Origin of the sequence: Burkholderia sp. IMCC1007 (assembly GCF_027257875.1) — a bacterium.
Classification (GTDB): domain Bacteria; phylum Pseudomonadota; class Gammaproteobacteria; order Burkholderiales; family Burkholderiaceae; genus Burkholderia.
In genome coordinates, this window is sequence record NZ_JAPVQY010000002.1 from 259240 (window position 1) to 281713 (window position 22474).

Genomic DNA, 22474 nt, shown 5'->3' on the forward strand with positions numbered 1-22474 from the left:
TCTTCGCGCCACGACATGATCACGTTCACGCGACAGCGATGCATCGTTGTCTGCGGTCTCTACATCAGATGTCGTTTCGACGGACATGTGCCGAGTCGAGTCCGACATGATGTGCAGTGCTGCTTCCTGAACGGCATACCGCGCACGCGCCTGCAACGTACGCTCGCTCAGTGTGCGGTAAATTGGCACCCACTCTGCTGGAGCGTCTGGAACGCCGTTTCCTTCGGGATCACCGATCGAATCTTCAGCAGGTCCCACTCGCCCTTCGATTCCGACGGTTTCTTCGCCTCGGCCAGATACATGTCGTGCACCATCAGGCCGTTTGCCAGAATACGGCCGTCCCGGGCAAAGAAATCATTGATCGGCATCGCCTTCATTTTCGCTATGACCGCATCGCTGTCCACCGTTCCCGCTGCCTGAACGGCCTGGAGATAGTGAGTTACGGCGGAGTACATGCCCGCCTGGACCATCGTAGGCATCTTGCCGGTCTCGGCGTTGAATGCCTTCGCGAACGCGCGCGTCCGATCGTTGTAGTCCCAGTAGAACGCGGTGGTGAACTGAACACCCTGAGCCGTCTTCAGGCCGATGCCCTTCAGATCGCCATCGAAGATCAGCAGCGGTGCAACGATCTGCTTGCCGGTCATCATGCCGAACTCGGCAGCCTGACGAATCGCATTTTGCGTGTCGCGCCCCGCGTTCGCGAGCCCGATGACCTGGGCCTTCGACGACTGGGCCTGCATCAGGAAGGACGCGAAGTCCGATGTCGCCAGAGGATGGTCGATACTTCCCACGACCTGTCCGCCCATCGACGTGACAACCTGCGTGGCCTGCGACTGCAACGAATGACCGAATGCGTAGTCGGCCGTGATGAAGAACCAGCGTTTCCCACCTTCCGATACCACCGCCCGGGCCGTCCCGTTCGCGAGCGCATAGGTGTCGTACACATAGTGCACGCCGTACGGGGAACACTGCTTGCCGGTCAGATCCGTCGTTGCCGAGCCAGCAAAGATCGTCACCTTGCGCTTTTCCATGCCTAGCTTCTGCAGCGCGAGTGCCGAGGCCGAATCGGTCGATTCGATCACCATCGACACGTTATCCCTGTCGTACCATTGCCGCGCGCGCGTCGCCGTAATATCGACCTTGTTCTGGTAGTCTGCAGACAGCACTTCGATCGGTCTGCCGAGCACCTTGCCACCGAAATCGCGCACGGCCATCTTGACCGCCGCCACCCCGCCCGTTCCGCCGATGCCCGAGTAGACGCCGGACATATCGACAATCACGCCGACCTTCAGCGGCTCTCCCGACGAAGCCGCAAAGGCGCCCGGCATCGCCACGGCGACGGCGAGCGTCCATGTAAGCGCAAATCGCAGTTTCATCATCAGTCTCCTCCCGTTTAATTTCCGGCTGCGCGACGCACAGTACGCGGAACGGCCGGAGCAGTCCGTCGTCCGTCGATCGATGTTCGTCAGGCAGCGGCCCGCTCCGGTGACGTCAACGGCAGACCGAGACGTGCACGCCGAACGAGCCACGGCGACGGTCGGTATCGCTGATCCCCGAAGGTCTCGTAAAGTCCCCTGAGGATGTCGAGCACCCGATGCGCGCCGAGCGCATCGCCCCACTCGAATGGCCCCGTCGGATAACCGAGGCCGAGACGCACCGATACATCGATATCCTCCGGTGACGCGATGCCCTGCTGGGCCATTTCGCAAGCGAGATTGACAATGCACGCCACCACTCGGGGCGCAACGAATCCAGGGGAATCCGAAATGACAAACGCGGGAATCGATTGCGCTGCGAATATCGCCTGCGCGCGATCTACCGTCGACTTCACTGTTCCCGGGCAGGTCATCAACGTCACGCCCGAAGTCCCGCAGAACACGGGATCGATCCCGACGACCTTGCTCGGATCGAGCCGGAAATTCGCAATCGCAGTTGAAAGGTCCGTGTCCAGTGGCGCGATCAGGACCACATCGGCGGCATGCAAGTCGGCCGCACGCGTCACCTGCGACAGCAACGGCACAACCGTTTCGGGCAACGCCGCCGCCCCCTCCGTCGGCCACCACACCGCGAAGTCGACCACCGGTACCGCCTGCTGCGCCGGCGCATGTGCCGCCGCCGGCTTGCCGTCGTAGCTGTAAAAACCTTGTCCCGCCTTGCGACCCAACAGGCCGGCGTGGAGGCGCGTGCGTGCGAGCATCACCGGTCGGTAGCGATCGTCGCCGTAGTACTGCGCATGAATCGATTCCATCACGGGAACAGACACGTCGAGCCCAGTCAGATCCAGCAGCTCGAACGGACCCATGCGGAACCCTGCGCACTGGCGCAGGATCGCATCCAGCACCGAGTGCTCAGCGTTTTTTTCCGCGAGCAGCTTCAACCCTTCGGTGACAAAGGCACGGCCCGCATGGTTGACCACGAAACCCGGCGAATCCGGCACAACGATCGGCCGATGTCCGATGCGCCGCGACAGCTCGGCCAGCGCATCGATCGCTTCCGTTGCCGTTCGGGGCGCCTGCACGATCTCGACCAGTCTCATCCGCGTGACGGGATTGAAGAAGTGCCACCCGGCCACGCGAGATGGCTGTACACAACCGGATGCGATCGACGTCACGCTCAACGACGACGTGTTGGTCACCAGAATGCACGACGGCGACACGATCGACTCCAGATCCCGCAACAGCCGCTGCTTGAACTCGAGGTTCTCGACGATCGCTTCCACGACCAGATCGCACCCGGCCATTTCTGTCAGACTGGTCGCCGCGGTGATCCGGTGCAGCGCAGCGTCCGCGTCGCACTGCTCGATCCGCCCATTTTCAACCGACCGCATCAGATCGTTGCGTATCGCTGAAATGGCCCGTGTCACTGCGCCGTCATTCACATCGAACAATGTCACGTCGCAACCGGCCATCGCGCAAACTTGTGCGATACCGCGCCCCATCGCGCCCGCGCCTACCACGCCGACGCTATTCAGAGATTGTCCCAATCTCGATCTCCCATTCAATTTGCGCTTCATTCAATCGACAAACGTCAGTCACCGGCAGTCGTGCGCGCACCGCCGACGCGCTAAACACGTGCAAGATTTTTTCTCGGTTCGTGTACGTCGAAGAGAAACTGGCCGGCATAGCGCGATCCGCCGATCGCCGCCCGCCTTCTGCCGGGGGGAAAAACGTGCCACGCCCCGTCGTCGTGACGAAAGAACACGAGCGATAAGGTTCCGGACGGGCAATCGACGTCGATTCGCACACAACGCCACCGGCTTTCATCCGATCGACCGATACGCGAGAGACGAAAACACCCGGCAACACCGCTGCCCAACCATTTCCCGATTGCCGCTCGCAGAGAACGTTTCGGTGCAGTCATCTCAGCTCCTCCGCCCGGTGAGTCACGCGACCGCATCTCGCGGCATTGCGTGGGCTCGTGATCGGGGCGTCGGCCTGAACGATCCCCGGTGGCGTCGCCGCCTGTTCATGAAGCAAGGCCGCGTTGCGTCACCTAAAATCGTCGTCACGATATCGCGCGCGTCAGCCCAGTTCGCCGACGAGTTCCGGCACGACCGTGAACAAATCGCCGACGAGGCCGTAATCGGCCACGCTGAAGATCGGCGCTTCCGGATCCTTGTTGATCGCGACGATCACCTTCGAATCCTTCATGCCGGCCAGATGCTGGATCGCACCCGAGATGCCGACCGCGATGTACAGCTGCGCGGCGACGATCTTGCCGGTCTGGCCAACCTGATAGTCGTTCGGTACGTAGCCCGCATCGACTGCCGCGCGCGATGCGCCCAGCGCTGCCGACAGCTTGTCCGCCAGCGGCTCCAGCACCTTCGTGTAGTTCTCGCCGCTACCCAGACCGCGGCCGCCCGACACGATGATCTTCGCGCTGGTGAGTTCCGGACGGTCCAGCTTCGTCACTTCACGGCTCACGAATTGCGACTTGCCTGTATCGGCCGCGGCTTCGATCTTCTCGACCGACGCGCTGCCGCCTGCCGCTGCGACCGGATCGAAGCCCGTCGCACGCACCGTGATGACCTTGATCGGGTCGCCCGACTGCACCGTCGCGATCGCATTGCCTGCGTAGATCGGACGCTCGAACGTATCGGCCGAGTCCACTGCCGTGATGTCCGAGATCTGCGCGACGTCCAGCTTCGCGGCGATACGCGGCGCGATGTTCTTGCCGTAGGCCGTTGCCGGCGCGAGGATGTGCGAGTAGTCCTTCGCGATGTTCAGCGCCGTCGCTTCGACGTTTTCCGCCAGGCCTGCGGCCAGTTGCGGTGCGTCGGCCAGCAGCACCTTCGACACGCCTGCAATCTTCGCTGCCGCATCGGCTGCGCCCTGTGCGTTGTGGCCTGCCACCAGCACGTGAATGTCACCGCCAATCTTCGCCGCCGCTGCCACCGTGTTCAACGTCGCGGCCTTGAGCGACGCATTGTCGTGTTCTGCAATCACCAGAATCGTCTCGTGCTCTGCCATCACCAGAACCGTCATTTCTTTCCGCTCCCTCTTACATCACCTTGGCTTCGGTCTTCAGCTTCTCGACCAGCGTCTTCACGTCCGGCACCTTCACGCCGGCTGCGCGCTTCGGCGGCTCGACCACCTTCAGCGTCTTCAGACGCGGCGTAACGTCGACGCCCAGGTCTTCCGGCTTCACGGTTTCGAGCGGCTTCTTCTTCGCCTTCATGATGTTCGGCAGCGTCACGTAGCGCGGCTCGTTCAGGCGCAGGTCGGTCGTGACCACGGCCGGCAGCGTCAGCGACAGCGTTTCCGCGCCGCCGTCGACTTCGCGTGCAACCGTTGCCTTACCGTCGGCGACCGTCACCTTCGATGCAAACGTCGCTTGCGGCAGGCCAGCCAGCGCAGCCAGCATCTGGCCCGTCTGGTTCGAATCGTCGTCGATCGCCTGCTTGCCGAGGATCACCAGTTGCGGCTGTTCCTTGTCGACCAGCGCCTTCAGGATCTTCGCGACGCCCAGCGGCTCGACACTGTCGTTCGACTCGACGAGGATCGCGCGATCCGCGCCGATCGCCAGCGCCGTACGCAGCGTTTCCTGCGCTTGCGCAACGCCCACCGACACGGCGATCACTTCAGTCGCCACGCCCGCTTCCTTCAGGCGCACGGCTTCTTCCACCGCGATTTCGTCGAACGGGTTCATCGACATCTTCACATTCGTAATGTCGACACCCGTGTTGCCCGGCTTCACGCGGACCTTCACGTTGTAATCGACCACTCTTTTCACTGGCACCAGGATTTTCATTCTTTAACCCGAACATCAAGAACCGAAGCAGCCGAACGCGCTGTCCCCAGCGCGTCCGGCATTCTTTCACTGCACCGTCACCAGCGCATCGACGGCACCCAGTCCCCGGCCACGAGACTTCACGATCACCGGGTTGATCTCGAACTCCTGGATCGCCGGGCTCGCGAGGAACATGTCGCCAAACCGCACTGCAGCCGCCACCAGCGCGTCCAGGTCCGCCGCAGGCTTTCCACGGAAACCTTCCAGAAGCGTCCATAGCTTCAGCTTCCGAAGCGCCTGACGAACCTGATCGGCAGTCACCGGCAGCGCCAGGTGCGACATGTCGCGGTACAGTTCCACCGCGACGCCACCGGAGCCGATCGAGATGATCGGTCCGAAGTCCGTCTGCCTCATGCACGACACGACGATCTCTACGCCATCACTGATCATTTCCTGAACCAGCACACCCATATCAGGTCTGCCTACCCGCTCGCGAAACTCGCGCGCACACGCATCGACCTCCTCCGCGGTTTGAACGCGCAACTTCACCAGGCCAAGCTCGGTCTTGTGCTCGCATTCCGATGGCAGTACTTTCACGACCAGCGGGTAGGCCATTCCGGCACATGCGTCCGACGCGCGGTCCTCCGGCCCAAGCACCGCCCACTTCGCGGGCGTCATCCCGCTCTCAGCGCAAAACCGCATCGTCTGCGTCCAATCCTGCGGCGCCGCCCGGCTCGCCAATGGCGTCCGAATCTCTGATCTTGGCAATGACAGCATCCGAGTACGCTTGTACAGCAACGACAGCGCTTTCATCGCATGGGACGGATCCGCGACCAGCAGCACGCCCGCCTCCCTGAACGACCGGCGCGCCTCGTGATCCGGCAACTCCCCGATGAAACTCAGCACCACCGGCATGGACTGCGCCACTTTCTTGAACACTTCGGCGTTCGGCTCGAGGTACCGACGACCGCTACTGGCAAACTGCACGATCAGTGCCTCCGCCCTCGGCTCCGCCTCGATAGCGAAACACGTGTCACGGAACAGCGTCGGCACGCTCTGAATCTGCCCCGTTAAATCCACCGGATTGGCTGTCCGTGCGAACGCCGGCAGAACCCGCTCCAGTTCTGCTGCGGTTTGCAGGCCGAATTCCGCCATCGAGATCCCATATTCACTGCTGTGGTCGGCGAGCAGCGCGCCTGCCCCGCCCGACGAACTCAACACGGCCAGCCCCCCCTGCCTATCGCCGCTCAAGCGCGGTGACGGCAGATACGCCAGCACCTCGACCGCCGACATTGCATCGATCAGGCTGTCGACCGTGATCACCCCTGCCTGCTCCAGCACATCCGCATAGACCGCGTGCGCCGAAGCAATTTTCCCGGTGTGCGACGCCGTCGCCTGCTGGCCGATCGTCGATCGGCCAGCCTTCAATGCGACGATTTGCACACCGCGTTCTCGCGCACGCTCGGCGATCCTCACGATCCGGCTCGCTTCATCGAGTCCTTCGATGTAGAGCGCGACCACGCGCACATCGTCCTGCTCGACGATGTGTTCGAGTACGTCGAGCGCATCGGCGCATGTCTCATTGCCGACGCTGACGATGTACGAGCATCCGATCCCGTTGCTCTGCAGGAAATTGCCGATTGCCCCGGCAAGCGCGCCACTCTGGCTGACGACCGCGATCGGCGCGTGCTTGAGCGCCGGAAGACTCATTGCTGCCGATCCGAACGTCATCATGACGCGCCGACGAACCGACCACACGCCCTGACAGTTGGCGCCGATTACCGCCACACCGTGCTCCCGCGCCGCTTCGGCCAGGCGCTGCGCATGTTCCTTTCCGGCTTCCGTCTCTTCGAATCCGGAACTGAAGACAATCGCGCTGCGTATCCCCTTCTCACCGCACTCCGCAATGACGCCCGGCACTGTGTGAGCCGGCGTGATCACCAGCGCAACGTCCGGCACTTCCGGCAATTCCGCCACCGACGGATACGCCTTCAGCCCTTCTACCTCGGCGTGGTTCGGGCTCACCGGATACACGGTGCCGTCAAATCCATGCTTCAACAGCACACGCACCAGCGAATTGCGCGGACTACCCGGCTGCGGTGATGCGCCGACGATCGCGACGCTGCGCGGTTCAATAAACTTCTCGAATGCCTGTCTGTCCATATTCCGTTTCTTCTCGAGTCGACAGCGCTGTCAGCGCCCAATGAATTTAGGTGTGCGCTTCTCCTTGAACGCATTCACCGCTTCCTGATGGTCCTCGCTCGCGCGTACGATCGGCAGATTCGCAGCCACCAGTTCGTGAGCCGTCTGAAGGTCTTTGTCCAGACCAAACCGCATCACTCGCTTGATCAACTGCACGGCAAGCGGCGGCCCGTCCGCGATCCGGCGTGCGAACGCATACGTCTCGTCCATCAACTCCGCGTCGGGAAATACTCTGTTCACCAGACCGATTCGTTCCGCATCGCACGCCTCCACCCAGTCCGCTGTCCAGAACATCTCGAGCGCCTTCGACATCCCGACGATGCGCGGCAGCAGATACGCCCCGCCGACGCCGGGAATCAGTCCCATGCGCACGTAGGTCTCGGCAAAGCGCGCACTCTGCGCTGCGAAACGGATGTCGCATGCGAGGGCGATATCCAGACCACCGCCTGTCGCCAGACCGTTCAACGCTGCGATTACCGGCTTGTCGAGCTCGGTGATCTTGCGTGGCAGACGCTGTACGCCATCGGCTACTCGCGCCTTGATATTCGCCGGCGTCTGCGCTGCCGACTCGGAAAAGGTCTCGATGTCACCACCCGTCGTGAATGCGCGCCCGGTACCAGTCATCACGACGACGCGAATCTCCGGATTCGCACGGCACTCCTCAAGCGCCTCGAGCCATACGTCCTGCATCGCCTCGGTAAAGGCGTTCAGCTTGTCCGGACGATTGAGCGTAATCGTCGCAATGCCACGATCGATTTCGAATTTCAGTTGATCCACCATATCGTCATCCTCACTACTCCGCTTGTTCTAAATGCTTCAGCACGTCGTGTATCGCATCGATTTCCTCTGATGTCGCCTGATCCACTCGCCTCCTCCTTCACGGGTCTTTCGGTCGAGGCTTCGGTTGGGGCGCGCCGAACGGTATCCTCGTCAGCCCACCTCGCGTGCTTTTCGACACGTCATCTCAGCAACATGCATGCCATCGATCACCATGAGTCGTTTTGCAACCGCTATCGGCCGTCGGAGCCCGCGCTGTCGGCGGCGACCGCACACACACGTTCTCGATCATGTACATCAGGCGGACGGGCGCATTGCAAAGTGTCCGCGACGCGGACACGAGTGAAATGCCGCGCGCGATCCAGAGACATGCCGCGCGGGCTGGTGGCCGATCCAGCCTGCGGCGAAGATGGCACGCGCATTGCAAGCGATACACGCGGCCCAGCGAACTCACCCGGCATAGCTGGAAGCACTCGGCCATATCGAAAAAAAGCGGAGGAACATCAATGCGCGCGGTTCGGATCAAGACGCTCGGCCTGGCTGAAACTCATACGCTTGAGGAGCTTCCCGATCTCGAACCGGGGCATCACGAGGTCGTCATCGACGTCAAGAGCGCTGCGATCAATTATCCGGATCTGCTCGTGATTTCCGGTCAATATCAAACGCGCCCGCCATTGCCGTTCACCGCGGGGAAGGAAGCGGCGGGTGTCGTACGCATCGTCGGAGCGGGCGTCACGCGGGTCAAACCTGGAGATCACGTGCTGATCCATGTGGAATGGGGCGCTTTCGCAACGCAGGCGCTCGCGCACGAAGATCAATGCCTGCCGCTGCCCGACGGTATGGCGTTCACGGAGGCGGCCGTCCTCGGCCTTCCGGCGCAAACGGCATGGTTCGCACTGATGGAACGCGGCCGCTGGCCCGGCGACACCGTCCTCGTCAATGGCGCCACAGGCGCAGTCGGGTATGCCGCCGTGCAGATTGCACGAGCGATGGGCGCGACAGTCCTCGCAGGCGTGAATTCACCGGAGCGTGCGAGAACCCTGCTGAGCGACGTACCTTGCAGCATCATCGACCTGAGTGCACCCGATCTGCGCAACAGCCTTCGCACCCAGGTCCACACTGCGACTGAGAGCCGAGGCGCGGACATCGTGATCGATATGCTCGGTGGCGAAATCTTCGATGCGTCGCTGCGTGCGCTTGCATGGGATGGCCGAATCGTCACTATCGGTTTCGCCGCCGGACGAATTCCCGAAGTCAAGGCCGGCCACCTGCTCGTAAAGAACGCTACGGTCAGCGGATTGCAATGGACAGACTATCGCGATCGGCAGCCATGGAAGGTCGCACAAGCGCACACGGTCATGGCATCCATGTGGGCCAAGGGGACGCTGAGCGCCAATATCATGCAAACGATTGCGCTGAGCCACTTTTCCGAAGCCCTCCGGCTGATCGCCACGCGTCGCGCGACGGGGCGCGTCGTACTGACGATGGACTGAACGCGGAGTTGAATCGGGCCGTGTTCTCTGGCGTGTCCGATGCGCGACGAGCGCGTAAGAGCTCGATTGCGCGACCTCCATGCCGGCGCTCGTTGCTCGATACGTCGACGTTCGTACGTGTATCGCGTGTCTGCCGCCCGGGCACATCCGTGTTCTGCAAAAACGCATTCCCCGGGCGCTGAGTGCCCACCACGCGAACCAGGCGGATTGGCATGGCGATTGCATGCATCCGCAATCACTCGTCAAAGCAGCGTCCAGGAGACATCGCATGACCCAACAGTTGGTGAACACCTCGGTCGAAGGTTCCGTACTCGTCATCCGGCTCTGTAGCCCTGCCGACCGCAATGCGTTGACGACGGAACTGCGGGAACAGCTCGGCGATGCGATCGAACGCGCGCAGAACAGTCGCGCGGTGCGCGCGGTTTATCTCACGGGCGAAGGTCCGACGTTCTGCTCCGGGGGAAATCTGAACATGTTGAAAAATGCGTCCGCACCCTGGGCCGTCCATCGGCGCTTTCGCGGTCTCAGCACATGGCTGACCCCGCTCATCACGCTCGACAAGCCGGTCGTCGTGGGCGTACGAGGCCAGGCAGTGGGAGGAGGATTCGGCCTCGCGCTGACAGGCGACCTGCTGATCGCCGGCGAGGGGGCGAAGTTCATCCCCGGATTCTTCCGTATCGGCGTGGTCCCCGACATTGGAACGATGTACCACCTTCCGCGGCTCATCGGTATGGCGGCTGCGAAGCGGCTGCTGTACAGCGGCGCGACGCTGTCCGCGCAGGACGCGCTCGAGCTGGGGCTCGTTGCACAGGTGGTGCCCGACGAGAAGGTCGATGAAGCCGGACTCGCGGAAGCCACGCGTCTCGCGAATGGTCCCGCCGAGGTCATGGGGCTTGCCAAGAACCTGATGGCGCGCAGTTTCGAAACAAGCCTTCAGGACATGCTCGCGTTCGAAGGATTCGGGCAGATTCTGGCCATGTCCAGTCCCGAGTTTCAGGAAGGACTCGGCGCCGCCCTGGACGGCCGCCCTGCGGACTTCAGCCGAGCCGCATCGGACCAATAAGCCGCGGCAAGTACTCGCTCCCGACGCGACCATGAGGCGGCCGCTTGGCCTCACGCTTGCCGTCGACGGCGTTACCGCGAATATCGCCCGCCCTCTAGGCGGGCATCTTTTTTATCCGGGGTCGCAGCGCGACGCCAGCATCGCGCAGTCTCATCCCGGTATGCCAGTACATCGGCGGTCGGCACTGTGCACTGCAATGTGACCGGTGGTGTCTGCACGGAAATCACCTGAGCACGGCCAACCACTGTCGTCGCCGCGGACACTTGCCGGCGGTTCGACCAGATCCGGGTACCGCGTTTTCCGGACGCAATCGAGATCGCCCGCCACACCCCCGTTTGGCACGAAGCTTGCAGATCAGACGCCGTGACGACATTCGCGGCGCTCGCGCCAGCTGCCATCGGTTTGAGCACAAGGCCCCAATTGCGCTGTCGCGGTCCATCGCGATCGTCCGGAATTCGTCAACTTCGCGCACTGCGCATCGCTCTGAAAGGACAGTCCATGCAATTCGAAGAAATCATTTATCAGGAAGACGGCCCGATCGGCACCATCACGCTCAATCGCCCGCAAGACGGCAACATGTTCACGCCGCGCATGTGCCACGAGATTCGCGATTGCATCAACGAAATCCGTCGCGAGACGCGCACGCGCGTCGTCGTGATTACCGGAGCCGGCGACAAGTTCTTTTGTACGGGAGGCCGCAAGGAGGGCATGGAGGACTCGCTGCTGTATGCAGGCGTCCTGCCAACCCTGGAAATGTACGAGAGCATCGACCGGCTGCAAAAACCGGTGATCGCATCGGTCAACGGCTACGCCGTAGGTGGCGGCAACGTGCTGCAGGTCGTGTGCGATATCACCATCGCGAAGGAAAGCGCGGTGTTCCGACAAGTCGGACCGATGGTCGGCAGTTTCGATGGCGGCTACGGCACCTGGTATCTCGAAGATCTCGTCGGCAAAAAGCGCGCGAAAGAGATGTGGTATCGCAACCCCAAGTTGACTGCACGAGAAGCGCTCGACTGGGGCCTCGTCAATCACGTGGTTCCCGACGCGGAACTCCAGGAGGCGACGCGCAAGTTGGCGCTCGAAATCGCCGACCGCGGCGCATTCGCACTCGCATCGATCAAGGCCGCATTCAACGCGCGCCACGGCGGTGTGTCCGGCCTGTCACGCATGGCGCACGATCTGCTGCTGCGCGCATACCTCGACTCCGGCGAGCACGCGGAACTGGCCGATGCATTCGCCGACCGCAGGGCGCCGGATGCAACGCGATTCGGCCATTAACGCGCACGACTCCTGGAGCTCCCGACCATGTCGCATCTCCTTACCTTGCATGATCCGGCAACGGCCCGAAAACACTATCTGACCGGAATCTGGCAAACCGACACGCTTTACTCGCTCGCGAGACGCCATGCAACCGAGCGAGGCACCGCTTTCGCCGTGAGAGACAGCACCAGGCGCCTGACCTGGAGCGCGCTCGTCGCATGGGCGGACGCCGTCGCCGCCGATCTCCATGACAGCGGACTGTGCAGCGGCGATCGCGTGTCCGTATGGCTCCCAAACCGCGTCGAAATGACGGTCATTCAACTGGCGTGCTCGCGCAATGGATACGTCTGCAACCCGTCGTTGCATCAGAACTATACGGTTGCCGAGATTCTGTCGATGCTCGGCCGCATCGAATGCCGGGCGTTGTTTGCCCAGCCCGGCTGGGGCGCGGATGCCGATCGGGCCGATGTATTCTCGGCCGCCAGCGCTTTGAGTCACGTCAAGCGCGTCTATGCGCTGCCTTCATTGCGTGCAGCCGATCCCGACACGCCGCCCGGAACCCACCCGTTCCCGATTCCGGGACACATGTCGCAAATTCCTCTTCCGCCGCCGAGCCAGAATCCCGATCAAGTCGTCTACCTGGCATTCACGAGCGGCACGACCGGCGCGCCGAAAGGCGTGATGCACAGCGACAACACGCTGCTCGCAAACGGGCGCGCATTGGTATCCGACTGGAAACAAACCAGCGACACCGTACTGCTCACTTTGAGTCCTCTGAGTCATCATGTCGGCACAGTGGCCTTCGAACAAGCGCTCGTCGCAGGCTGCGAGCTGGTCATTTACGATCCCACCGCCGCCATCGCGCCGCTCGATTGGATCGTATCCACCGAGGCCACCTACGTGATGGGTGTCCCCACGCACGCAATCGACCTGCTGCAGGAAATCGAGCGACGCGGCGTCACCCAGCTCGGCTCCGTCAAGGTTTTCTACATGGCCGGAAGCTTGATTCCGAGCGAAACCGCCCGCAAGCTCCTCGCGCTTGGCGCAACGCCGCAGAACGTGTACGGGATGACGGAAAACGGCTCGCATCAATACACCAGCCCCACCGATTTGATGGACGTCATTACCGCGACATGCGGAAAGGCATGTAACGGATACGAGGTGCGCCTCTGGCAACCCGACAACCCCGATCTGGAGGCCGTTCCCGGCGAAGTCGGCGAAATCGGCGGCCGCGGCGGCGTGCTGATGCTTGGCTACTTCGACAATCAGTCTGCCACCGAATCGTCCTTCAACAGCAGCGGCTGGTTCATGAGCGGCGACCTGGGGCGCTTCGATGGCGACGGCAACCTCGAAATCGTCGGGCGCAAAAAGGATCTGATCATACGCGGCGGCCACAACATTCATCCGTCGCACATCGAGGAGTTCGCTCATCGTCATCCTGCCGTCAAGAAAGCGGCGGCATTCGGTGTACCAGACGAGCGCCTCGGGGAAAAGGTGTGCCTTGCGATTATCGGCGACGGCGCGCCACCCGCCGCCGAAGAGTTGCTTGCGCATCTGGCCCGAGAAGGGCTATCGAAGTTCGACATGCCCGAGTACTTCGTCGTGCTGCCAGCGTTTCCGCTGACCGCCAGCGGCAAGATCCTGAAGCGCGAGTTGGTCCAGTGGGTACGAGACGGCCGTATCGCGCCCGCTCCTGTACGGTTTCGCGCCGCCTGACATATTTCCGATCCGCAATTCTGCATGTGTTGCGAGGGCTGAAAGTCGAACCGCGCGTCGATGGCCGCGTACGACTGTCGACTCGCTCTCCAACACCGCAATCGTTTCCCTGGAGTAGTCTTCATGACCCGTGATTGCATAGTCGTAACCGGCGCGAGCCGTGGCATTGGCGCCGGCATCGCGCTAGCGCTGGCCCAGCAGGGCCTCCATGTGGCGTGTCTGTCACGTTCGGGCGCGCTGCCGCCATTTTCCGACGTCAGTCCCGACGTGTCCGCGCGCTGGCTGCCGCGCACCGCGGACGTCATGCGTCCGGACGACCTCAAGACAGTACTGGGAGCGCTCGCCCAAGAAGGATGGCGTATCGTCGGCCTCGTCAATAACGCGGGATTGCACATCGACGCCCCGTCAGCGGAGCTTTCTCTCGATGAGTGGCATCAGGTGATGGACATGAACGCGACGTCTGTCATCGCTGCATGTCAGGCCGCCTACCCCCATCTCGTATCGGCAGGTAATGCGCTGATCGTCAATATCGGCTCCTTCTTCGACAAGCTCGGCGTCAAACGCAACCTCGCGTACTGTGCGAGCAAGGCAGCCGTCGGAGCCATCACCCGCTGTCTGGCCGTCGAGTGGGCCAGCAAGGGAATTCGCGTCATCAACATCGCGCCCGGTTACATTCACACTGACCTGAACGCCGACATGATCGCGTCAGGTTCCCTGTCTGCGTATCTCGAAAAGCGGATTCCGCGGGGTCGTCCCGGTAGTGCTGAGGAAATCGGCACGCTTGTGGCGACGCTGTTTGCGCATGGAACGACGTTCCTGACCGGGGAAACGATTTACGTTGACGGCGGGCAAGGAATCGCACACTGACGGTTCAGCAGTCGCGCAAGGTCGCGGTGGCGCGGCCTTGCCGAGCGGTACACGTGTCCCGCTGACGCACGACCCTTCTCGCCATGCGAGACACCCAGGATCGTGATCTGTTGTCCCCAAGTACATCACTGTCGAAATCAAAAACACGCTCGAACACGATGACACGGACGCACAACGCAATAGCGCGCCGCGCGCCGTCACGGCTGGCGCGCGACACATGACATCAGCCTGACACAGCGCTGTCTCACTGGCACGGACGTTGCGTTATCGATAACAGCTGCCACGTATGACCGAATCGTTCGGTGACGCCAGCAAATAAAAGAACGCATCAATTGGAGACTTCCGTGACGATCAGCCCTCCTTCGTAATCGCACGTCGACCCGCATCGACGCCTGGCGAGCATCCGCTGCCCGCACTCGATCATTCTCATCCGAACGCACCGTAACCGACAAGGCGTGCGTGACCTGCCACGCGTTGTCCTCGACCCGAAGGAGATGTTCGCAGAAGCACGTCAATTCAATTTCTCGCCATTCAGACATCGCGCTGCACACCCGCATTCAGCCTGCGCCTACCGATATATCGTCCGCATTCAGCGGACTTTCGAGCCCCTGCGGCCGAGTAGGCGCGACGGCCATGTCGGATAAATATCGGCTCAGCGGTGCCAATATTCATACAATACTTCGTATACCTAATTATGAACAAGACTTTCACACGGAAAATTCTTTGCGCTTCCCTCGCCGGCGCATTCGCAGCAGCAGCACATGCTCAAAGCAACATCACCCTCTACGGGGTCATCGACGAAGGCATCATGTTCCAGAACAACAACGAAGGTGGTCGGAGAGTCTTTCTTGATTCACTGAGCGGCATCTTTGGCAGCCGGTGGGGGATGATCGGCAGCGAGGACCTTGGCGGCGGGATGAAAGCGATCTTCACGATCGAATCCGGCGTCAACCTGAACAACGGCGCGTTCGGCCAAGGGGGCACCGCGTTTGGCCGTCAGGCTTTCGTCGGTCTGAGCAGCGACCGTCTCGGTACCATCACCCTCGGCCGCCAGTACGACATGATCTACTACTATCCTCTGCCGCTGACCGCAGCCAGCTTAATCGGCGGCCCTGCCGCGGTGCACCCGGGGGATATCGACAACGGCGCGAATACGGTGCGCGTCAACAATGCCATTCGCTACATGAGTCCGAATTTCAACGGCCTGAAGTTCGGCGGTGAATATAGTGTGGGCGGCGTTGCGGGGAATCTCACCGCCAACAGCGGGTATTCATTGGGAACGTCCTATCAATATGGCCCGCTGCAGATCGGCGCCGGTTTCGAATACTTCAAGAATCCGACCGCTGCGACCGCCGGATCCGGATTCTTCACCGATAACGTGAGCGGCGCCTCCCCACTGGCTCTTTCCCTCAACAAGGGGTACAAGAGCGCGCAAGCGTATCAAACGGCCCTGGTCGCCGCCAACTACAGAATCGGCGCATTGACGCTCGCGGCATCCTACTCGAACGTTCAATACGGGCAATTGGGCGCCGGGTTTGCGAGCGGCTCCGCGCGTTTCAACAACTTCGACGTGGGCGCGCAGTATCAATTCGCGCCGACCTTTTTCGCCGGCATCGCCTACGACTATCTGAACGGCCGAGCCGTGCATACGGCGACCGGCACGACAGTGGGTGGCCAACACTACAATCAAGTCGCCATTCTGGCGGACTACCTGTTTTCCAAACGAACCGATATTTACGGAACGGTGGGCTGGCAGCGCGCGTCCGGGACCTCGTCGGTGGGCACGCCCGCCGTTGCCGACATCGACAACCTTGGCGATTCTTCAAACAATCACCAGTTCCTGATCCGCGTATCGCTGCGGCATCGATTCTAATTACGCGCCGGATTACACGCGGCCGCCTCGAGACGAGGCGGCCGCGTGTGACTTTTCGAATATTCCCGCTTGTCGTCGCTTCCGTCAACGGAAGATTATTTTCCATTCGAGACTGGCCGACTGCCGCTACCCGTTCAGCTTTGCACGACTGCCAGCGACCCTCCTCCGAAGCGTTCCGACGTCCGAATCCCCCGCAAGCAGCGCTTTCTCTCTCTATGGCACCAAACTCCCAAAAATGTCCTTACCGAAATCAATCTCAATTTTTCGTGTACTCATCGACGACACAAATAAATTCCATCCACAAGCCTTCATCATCGAATAACAAATAAATGTTTTTGAAATAAAAACTACATTCCATTTTTTTCTTGACTACATCGTCACCCCTATATAACGTCGCAAACGTTACAACCGCAACATAAATATCGATTTAAAAAAATCCATTGGGAGACATTTCCTTGAAGAACTCGATACGGTATCTGGCCGTCGCCAGTGTGTCGCCGCTCGTCGTCGCGCTTGCGTCGTGCGGCTCCGACACCACCTCCGACTCGTCGACCGGCAATACGAATGTCGATTCCCGAGCCGCTGCATACGTCGCTCAAATGACTACGGAGGAGAAGATCCAGCTTGTACATGGAAACGGGATGCCTGGCGCCGGTCTCGGCGGCCCGTTCCCGTCATGGGCGAAAGGCGCGGGCTATATACCGGGAATCCCCAGGCTCGGTATTCCTCCGATCGCGAGCGCCGACTCTGCGGGCGGAGTGAACGTGGCCAATTCCGGCGCGACGGCGTTGCCCGCCCCCATCGCACTCGCGGCAACCTGGGATCCTCAGCTCGCGACCGCGTACGGCGCGCGCATCGCGACCGAGCTTCGTGCGCTCGGTTACGCCGAAGGTCTGGGCGGTGGCGTCAACCTCGCGCGCGAACCGCGTAATGGCCGAACATTCGAGTACATGGGGGAAGACCCGGTGCTCGCGGGAACGATGAGCGCCGCGCGCACTTCCGGCACGCAGTCAAAGAACGTGATCGCGACGATCAAGCACTTCGCAATGAACGGCCAGGAAACGAATCGGATGACGAGCAATTCCGTCGTTGACGAGCGCACAATGCGCGAAACCGAACTGCTGGCGTTCGAGATCGGCGTCAAGGAAGGCAAACCGGGCAACGTGATGTGCTCGTACAACCTCGTCAATGGAATCTATGCGTGCGAGAACCCGTACTTGTTGACCACCGTCCTGAAGAATGAGTGGGGCTTCCAGGGTATGGTGCAGTCCGATTGGACCGGCACGCACAGCACGGTCGCAGCGGCAATGGCCGGCCTCGACGAAGAGCAACCCGGTGATGCGGGCGCCGATTGGAACAAGGTCCCAGGGTTCACGATCATTTCGTACTTCAGCACGAAGCTGAAGGCCGCGATCGCGGCGGGCACCGTTCCGATGTCGCGGCTGAACGATATGGTCTTGCGCAAGGTTCGAACGCTTATCGCGACTGGCGTGATGGACAATCCACCCAGCCCCGGCGGTACGATCGATCAAGCGGCCGGCAATGCCGATGCGCTGTCGATTGCGCGTCAGTCATTCGTGTTGCTGAAAAACGGCACGCCGCCCGGTGGCAATCAACCAGTCCTTCCACTCCTCGGATCCGCACTTTCCTCGATCGTCGTGATCGGAGGACACGCGAACATTGGGGTCATTTCGGGTGGCGGCTCGGGCGCGGTGCCCGCAGTGAACGGCAATGCGATAACCAGCTGTCAATCGACCAGCTTCTTCCCACCCGATTGCGCGATCTGGTACGAATCGTCACCGCTCGCCGCAATCAAGGCAAAAGCACCAAATGCCACCATGACCTATCTCGATGGCGCGGACGCGACCGCTGCCGCCAACGCGGCTGCGCAGGCCGACGTGGCAATCGTTTTCGCGACGCAGTTCGAAACGGAGGGACGCGACCTCCCGACTCTCGCACTGCCCGATGCGAATGCCGATCCATTCAATCAGCACTACGATCAGAACGCGCTGATCACTGCAGTCGCGTCGAAAGCGAAGCGCGTCATAGTCGTGCTCGAAAACGGCAGTCCCGTCCTGATGCCATGGCTGGCGAGCGTACATGGCGTACTCGAGACCTGGTACCCGGGCGTGGAAGGTGGCCAGGCTATTGCCGACGTGCTGTTTGGCGATGCAAATCCGTCAGGCAAGCTGCCGATCACGTTTGCGCAGCAAGATTCGGATCTCCCGCAGCCGTCGATCGATCCGAGCAACCTGAACGTCAATTATGGCGAAGGCCTTCTCGTTGGCTACCACTGGTACGACGCAAAAAATATCCAGCCGTTGTTCCCATTCGGGTTCGGATTGTCGTACACGACGTTCGCCTACTCCGGGATGACTGCTCAGCGCGACGGTTCGGACAACGTGACCGTCACGCTGACCATCACGAACACCGGTGCGCGCGTAGGCGCTGAAGTCGCGCAAATCTATGCGTCGCTGCCGGCCGGCCTCAACGAACCGCCACAACGCCTCGTCGGATGGAACAAGGTGATGCTGCAGCCTGGCCAATCTCGGCAGATCAGCGTCACCATTCCCGCTCGACGGTTCGCGACGTGGAATGCCGACGCGCATGCATGGCAGGTCAACCCGGGACGTTACACACTGACCGCTGCCGGATCGTCCCACGACCCGAACGCCCAGCAGCAGGCGCTCGACCTGACCGCAACGCAACCGCTATAACGGCGACTGACCGTGTGCCCGAGGGTATCGCCATGCTCGCTCTCGGGCACACGGTTACGGTATCGACCGGATGGTGCGCGAGCCGTGGAGCGCGTCAGCCCATCGCGTTCGCGAGGATGACGGTGCAATGGGACGACAGTATCCCCCCTTCGTTATGCACCAGCGCGACTTCCGCACCCTCCACCTGGCGCGGCCCGAGACCTCCCCTCAATTGGCGCACCGCCTCGACGATCCCGAAAAGACCGCCCGCCGCGCCTGCGTGGGCGTGGGAGAGCATGCCACCGTGAGTGTTGATCGGCAGCTTGCCACCGATGCGCGCATGTCCGTCGGCAAAGAAGGCACCGCCCTCACCACGCTTGCACAGGCCGAGTTCTTCCATTTCGATGATCGGGACGATCGTGAAGCAGTCGTACAATTGAGCCACATCGATATCACCGGGACCCAGGGCCGCCATTTCGTATGCGAGGCGCCCCGATTCCGTGGCACCGAACTCGGTCAGACTCGGCGCGCACATCAGGTGCTCGTGAGTGTGATATTCACCGATCCCTTGCAGATAGATTGGCGTGGCTTTCAAATCGGCCGCGCGCTCCGCCGACGTGACGATGAACGCTCCGCCGGCATCCGATATCAGACAGCAATCGAGCATGCCAAGCGGGTCCGCAATCGGCTTGGCTGTCAGAACCTGCTCGATCGTCAACGGCGTCTTCATATGTGCGTTCGGATGCAGCAGCGCATGCTCGCGGGTGTTGACCGCAACGTGTGCCAATTGCTCGCGGGTGGTGCCCAACTCATGCATGTACCGCTGCGCGATCATCGCGTAGAAGCCGGGAATGGACGCGCCGTACGGTTGCTCGAAATACGGATGCCCCACCGCCATCAACGATGCGACTGCCGCGTCGCGCGTGAGACCTGTTGCGCGATTCTCCCCGGCGCAGATCAGGATGGTTTCAGCCTGCCCTGAGGCGATCGCTTCGGCCGCATGCTTGAGCATCACGGCAGGACTGGCCCCGCCCGTCACGAGCGACGCATTGAATCGAGGCTTGACTCCCAGATATTCGCAAAGCACCGAACCCAGCATGAAGTATGGCTCGGTAAAGGAATAGGCAGTCAGTACGCCGTCAATGTCCGACACCTTGAGACCCGCGTCATCCAACGCGCGCTTTGCGGCCTGAGCGTTCAGACCCAAGCCCGTCATACTGGGCACCCGCCCGATTTCGGATTCACCCACACCGACGATGGCTACTTTGTTCTTCAGCGATTCAGCTTTCTTCATATCGTCGATCTCAAGCGTTGACACGATGGAATTGCGGAAGCATCGCGCCACCGCCACGATCCTCGAACGTGACGCCGACCCGATCGCCGATTCGTACGGATAACGCCTCATCGCCGACGATATTGGTCAGCATTCGGGGGCCCTCGTCGAGATCGATCAGTGCCACGACATACGGCGCGTGCGCACCGAACGAGGCAAGCGGCGCACGCCGAATGATCGTGAAGCTATGCACGTGACCAGCCCCACTGCTCTCAACCCATTCGAGCTGGTCGGACCAACAACTCGGGCACAGATACCGAGGCATGAAGTGAGTCGTGCCACAAGCTTTGCATTTTCGAATCAGCAGGCGTCGCTCTCGCGCTGCGTCCCAGTATGGCTGCGAATCGGCATTCGCAACCGGAATGGGTAGTGGGGTTGCTTCCATAGTCAGTCTCCCTCTTGTTTCGTCCTCAACCGGCGCAGTCAAACGCGCGCTATCTTCTGCAATACCGCCTTGCTTACCATGTACGCGTCGAGCGATTCCGCGCCACCTTCGCGCCCGACGCCGCTGTCCTTGACGCCCCCGAACGGCATGTCTGCGCCCGGAACGCCGAAATGGTTGATCGACAACACGCCGCACTCCAGCTCACGTGTAAAGCGCTCGGCATCATCGATCGAGTTCGTGAACGCGTATGCAGCCAAGCCGACCGACAGGCTGTTCGCGATGGTCAGACCGTCACACATGTTCTTCACGGAAACGCATGTCCCGAGTGGACCAAATGGTTCGGCACGCATCGCCTTTGTGTGCACAGGCGCGTCAGCGAGTACTGTCGGCGCGTAAAAGTAGCCGCGTTCGCCAATGCGATGTCCGCCGGCCGCTACGCGCGCCCCCGCGGCCCGGGCGTCGGCCACAAGCGATTCCATCGCTGCCAGCCGGCGCGCATTGATCACCGGTCCCATCTGCACATCCGGCTCGAATCCATCGCCGACGCGAATTTCATTGGCCGCATGTGCGAATGCGTCCACGAAGTCGGCGTACACGCGCTCATGCACGATGAAGCGTGACGGCGATGCACAGATCTGGCCGGCCATGCGCATCTTCGCCGCCACCGCGAGACGCGCGATCCTGGCGACGTCGACGCCGTCGCAGACGAGAACCGGCGCATGCCCGCCCAGCTCCATCAGCACCGGCTTCATCGCGGCGCCGGCAAGCTGGGAAAGATGCATGCCGACCTGCACTGAACCGGTCAGCGTAATCATCCGGATCGCCGGCGACGCGATCAGGTCCGCCGAAATTTCCGCCGGATCGCCGAACACGAGGTTGAGTACGCCGGACGGCAAACCCGCATCGACGAAGCATTGAACGAATGCGCATGCGGCGCCTGGCGTTTCTTCGGCCGCCTTGATAACAATGGAGCAGCCCGCCGCCAACGCCCCGCTGATCTTCCGTGACGGAGAGCTGATCGGCACGTTCCACGGCGTGAATGCCGCCACCGGACCAATGGGCTGCTTGATGACCATCCGCAGCATGCCCGGCTCGGAAGGCGCGACGACTCCATACGAACGATGCAGTTGTGCCGCATCCCACTCGAGGAACGTGCGGGCGCGCTCGACTTCCGCTCGGGCGTCTGCGACGGGTTTGCCCTGCTCCAGCGTAATGATCGACGCGATCGCATCGACGCGTTCACGTAGCAAACCGGCGACGCGAAGCAACAACGCCGCGCGCTCGTCGGGTGCCGTATCCCGCCAGGTCCTGAACGCGCGGTACGCTGCGCCCGATGCACGTTCGAGATCCTCCCGCGTCGCGCGCGGGACCGGACCCAGCACACTTTCATCGCCGGGATTTTCGACTGCGTGACAAGCGGCACGATCATAAATCCAGTCACCGTCGATATACAGCCCGATGCGAGGATATGCTCGACGAGCCATTGTGCGATCCACGTTCGACCTGAGGTCCGACATCTCACCTTCCTTCGTATGGTCTGCCACTGTTCAGTGGCGTGCGCTGCCACCCCGTGTTGCCGA

The 22474-nt window shown here is 61.6% G+C and carries 16 protein-coding genes; 7 read left to right on the plus strand and 9 right to left on the minus strand.

The window, feature by feature from the left end; all coding sequences use genetic code 11:
- Window positions 1–167 precede the first annotated feature (167 nt).
- The 6 genes from O1Q03_RS03710 to O1Q03_RS03735 form a co-directional block, all read right to left on the minus strand.
- A complete protein-coding gene (locus O1Q03_RS03710) occupies window positions 168–1376 on the minus strand; it encodes an ABC transporter substrate-binding protein (protein ID WP_059623774.1) in 1209 nt (402 codons plus the stop codon).
- 89 nt (window positions 1377–1465) lie between these two features.
- Window positions 1466–2983 carry a 3-hydroxyacyl-CoA dehydrogenase gene (locus O1Q03_RS03715; protein ID WP_258399111.1) on the minus strand — a complete coding sequence of 506 codons (1518 nt, stop codon included), beginning with the start codon at window positions 2981–2983 and terminating at the stop codon, window positions 1466–1468.
- Window positions 2984–3521: 538 nt separating this feature from the next.
- Window positions 3522–4469 carry an electron transfer flavoprotein subunit alpha/FixB family protein gene (locus tag O1Q03_RS03720; RefSeq protein ID WP_111442769.1) on the minus strand — a complete coding sequence of 316 codons (948 nt, stop codon included), beginning with the start codon at window positions 4467–4469 and terminating at the stop codon, window positions 3522–3524.
- A gap of 31 nt (window positions 4470–4500) precedes the next feature.
- Window positions 4501–5250, minus strand: coding sequence for an electron transfer flavoprotein subunit beta/FixA family protein (locus O1Q03_RS03725; RefSeq protein WP_059623727.1), 750 nt, complete (start codon window positions 5248–5250; stop codon window positions 4501–4503).
- A gap of 66 nt (window positions 5251–5316) precedes the next feature.
- On the minus strand, window positions 5317–7392 hold the full coding sequence (locus O1Q03_RS03730) for an acetate--CoA ligase family protein (protein ID WP_111442762.1): 2076 nt from the start codon (window positions 7390–7392) through the stop codon (window positions 5317–5319).
- Window positions 7393–7422: 30 nt separating this feature from the next.
- Window positions 7423–8211, minus strand: coding sequence for an enoyl-CoA hydratase/isomerase family protein (locus O1Q03_RS03735; protein ID WP_059623724.1), 789 nt, complete (start codon window positions 8209–8211; stop codon window positions 7423–7425).
- Window positions 8212–8714: 503 nt separating this feature from the next.
- On the opposite strand from O1Q03_RS03735, the gene O1Q03_RS03740 reads away from it, so the two are divergent.
- From O1Q03_RS03740 to O1Q03_RS03770, 7 genes are all read left to right on the plus strand, one after another.
- A complete protein-coding gene (locus O1Q03_RS03740; RefSeq protein ID WP_269501695.1) occupies window positions 8715–9701 on the plus strand; it encodes an NADPH:quinone oxidoreductase family protein in 987 nt (328 codons plus the stop codon).
- Between the two features lie 268 nt (window positions 9702–9969).
- Window positions 9970–10764, plus strand: coding sequence for an enoyl-CoA hydratase/isomerase family protein (locus tag O1Q03_RS03745; RefSeq protein WP_059623717.1), 795 nt, complete (start codon window positions 9970–9972; stop codon window positions 10762–10764).
- A gap of 498 nt (window positions 10765–11262) precedes the next feature.
- Window positions 11263–12042 (plus strand): enoyl-CoA hydratase-related protein, encoded by a 780-nt coding sequence (locus O1Q03_RS03750; protein WP_059623715.1) that lies wholly within the window; start codon window positions 11263–11265, stop codon window positions 12040–12042.
- A gap of 27 nt (window positions 12043–12069) precedes the next feature.
- Entirely contained in the window at window positions 12070–13740 is a 1671-nt protein-coding gene (locus O1Q03_RS03755; RefSeq protein WP_059623714.1) for a class I adenylate-forming enzyme family protein, read from the plus strand.
- Window positions 13741–13863: 123 nt separating this feature from the next.
- Window positions 13864–14607: an SDR family NAD(P)-dependent oxidoreductase gene (locus O1Q03_RS03760; RefSeq protein ID WP_059623713.1), complete on the plus strand. Its 744-nt coding sequence runs from the start codon at window positions 13864–13866 to the stop codon at window positions 14605–14607.
- A gap of 694 nt (window positions 14608–15301) precedes the next feature.
- A complete protein-coding gene (locus O1Q03_RS03765; protein WP_059623711.1) occupies window positions 15302–16480 on the plus strand; it encodes a porin in 1179 nt (392 codons plus the stop codon).
- A gap of 455 nt (window positions 16481–16935) precedes the next feature.
- Window positions 16936–19197, plus strand: coding sequence for a beta-glucosidase (locus O1Q03_RS03770; protein WP_059623709.1), 2262 nt, complete (start codon window positions 16936–16938; stop codon window positions 19195–19197).
- 94 nt (window positions 19198–19291) lie between these two features.
- On the opposite strand, the gene O1Q03_RS03775 is transcribed toward O1Q03_RS03770, so the two are convergent.
- The 3 genes from O1Q03_RS03775 to O1Q03_RS03785 are packed head-to-tail and all read right to left on the minus strand — an operon-like array spanning window position 19292 to window position 22411.
- A complete protein-coding gene (locus O1Q03_RS03775) occupies window positions 19292–20470 on the minus strand; it encodes a thiolase C-terminal domain-containing protein (RefSeq protein WP_059623707.1) in 1179 nt (392 codons plus the stop codon).
- A gap of 10 nt (window positions 20471–20480) precedes the next feature.
- Window positions 20481–20894, minus strand: coding sequence for a Zn-ribbon domain-containing OB-fold protein (locus O1Q03_RS03780; RefSeq protein WP_059623705.1), 414 nt, complete (start codon window positions 20892–20894; stop codon window positions 20481–20483).
- A gap of 38 nt (window positions 20895–20932) precedes the next feature.
- Window positions 20933–22411: an NAD-dependent succinate-semialdehyde dehydrogenase gene (locus tag O1Q03_RS03785; protein WP_269501702.1), complete on the minus strand. Its 1479-nt coding sequence runs from the start codon at window positions 22409–22411 to the stop codon at window positions 20933–20935.
- Window positions 22412–22474: the final 63 nt, after the last annotated feature.

Excerpts from the sequence above, each read along its gene's own strand:
- O1Q03_RS03755 (WP_059623714.1), top strand. The coding sequence starts at position 12,070 with ATGTCGCATCTCCTTACCTTGCATGATCCGGCAACGGCCCGAAAACAC.
- O1Q03_RS03730 (WP_111442762.1), bottom strand. The coding sequence starts at position 7,392 with ATGGACAGACAGGCATTCGAGAAGTTTATTGAACCGCGCAGCGTCGCG.
- O1Q03_RS03760 (WP_059623713.1), top strand. The coding sequence starts at position 13,864 with ATGACCCGTGATTGCATAGTCGTAACCGGCGCGAGCCGTGGCATTGGC.
- O1Q03_RS03740 (WP_269501695.1), top strand. The coding sequence starts at position 8,715 with ATGCGCGCGGTTCGGATCAAGACGCTCGGCCTGGCTGAAACTCATACG.
- O1Q03_RS03710 (WP_059623774.1), bottom strand. The coding sequence starts at position 1,376 with ATGAAACTGCGATTTGCGCTTACATGGACGCTCGCCGTCGCCGTGGCG.
- O1Q03_RS03725 (WP_059623727.1), bottom strand. The coding sequence starts at position 5,250 with ATGAAAATCCTGGTGCCAGTGAAAAGAGTGGTCGATTACAACGTGAAG.
- O1Q03_RS03780 (WP_059623705.1), bottom strand. The coding sequence starts at position 20,894 with ATGGAAGCAACCCCACTACCCATTCCGGTTGCGAATGCCGATTCGCAG.
- O1Q03_RS03785 (WP_269501702.1), bottom strand. The coding sequence starts at position 22,411 with ATGTCGGACCTCAGGTCGAACGTGGATCGCACAATGGCTCGTCGAGCA.
- O1Q03_RS03765 (WP_059623711.1), top strand. The coding sequence starts at position 15,302 with ATGAACAAGACTTTCACACGGAAAATTCTTTGCGCTTCCCTCGCCGGC.
- O1Q03_RS03750 (WP_059623715.1), top strand. The coding sequence starts at position 11,263 with ATGCAATTCGAAGAAATCATTTATCAGGAAGACGGCCCGATCGGCACC.
- O1Q03_RS03775 (WP_059623707.1), bottom strand. The coding sequence starts at position 20,470 with ATGAAGAAAGCTGAATCGCTGAAGAACAAAGTAGCCATCGTCGGTGTG.
- O1Q03_RS03735 (WP_059623724.1), bottom strand. The coding sequence starts at position 8,211 with ATGGTGGATCAACTGAAATTCGAAATCGATCGTGGCATTGCGACGATT.
- O1Q03_RS03720 (WP_111442769.1), bottom strand. The coding sequence starts at position 4,469 with ATGGCAGAGCACGAGACGATTCTGGTGATTGCAGAACACGACAATGCG.
- O1Q03_RS03745 (WP_059623717.1), top strand. The coding sequence starts at position 9,970 with ATGACCCAACAGTTGGTGAACACCTCGGTCGAAGGTTCCGTACTCGTC.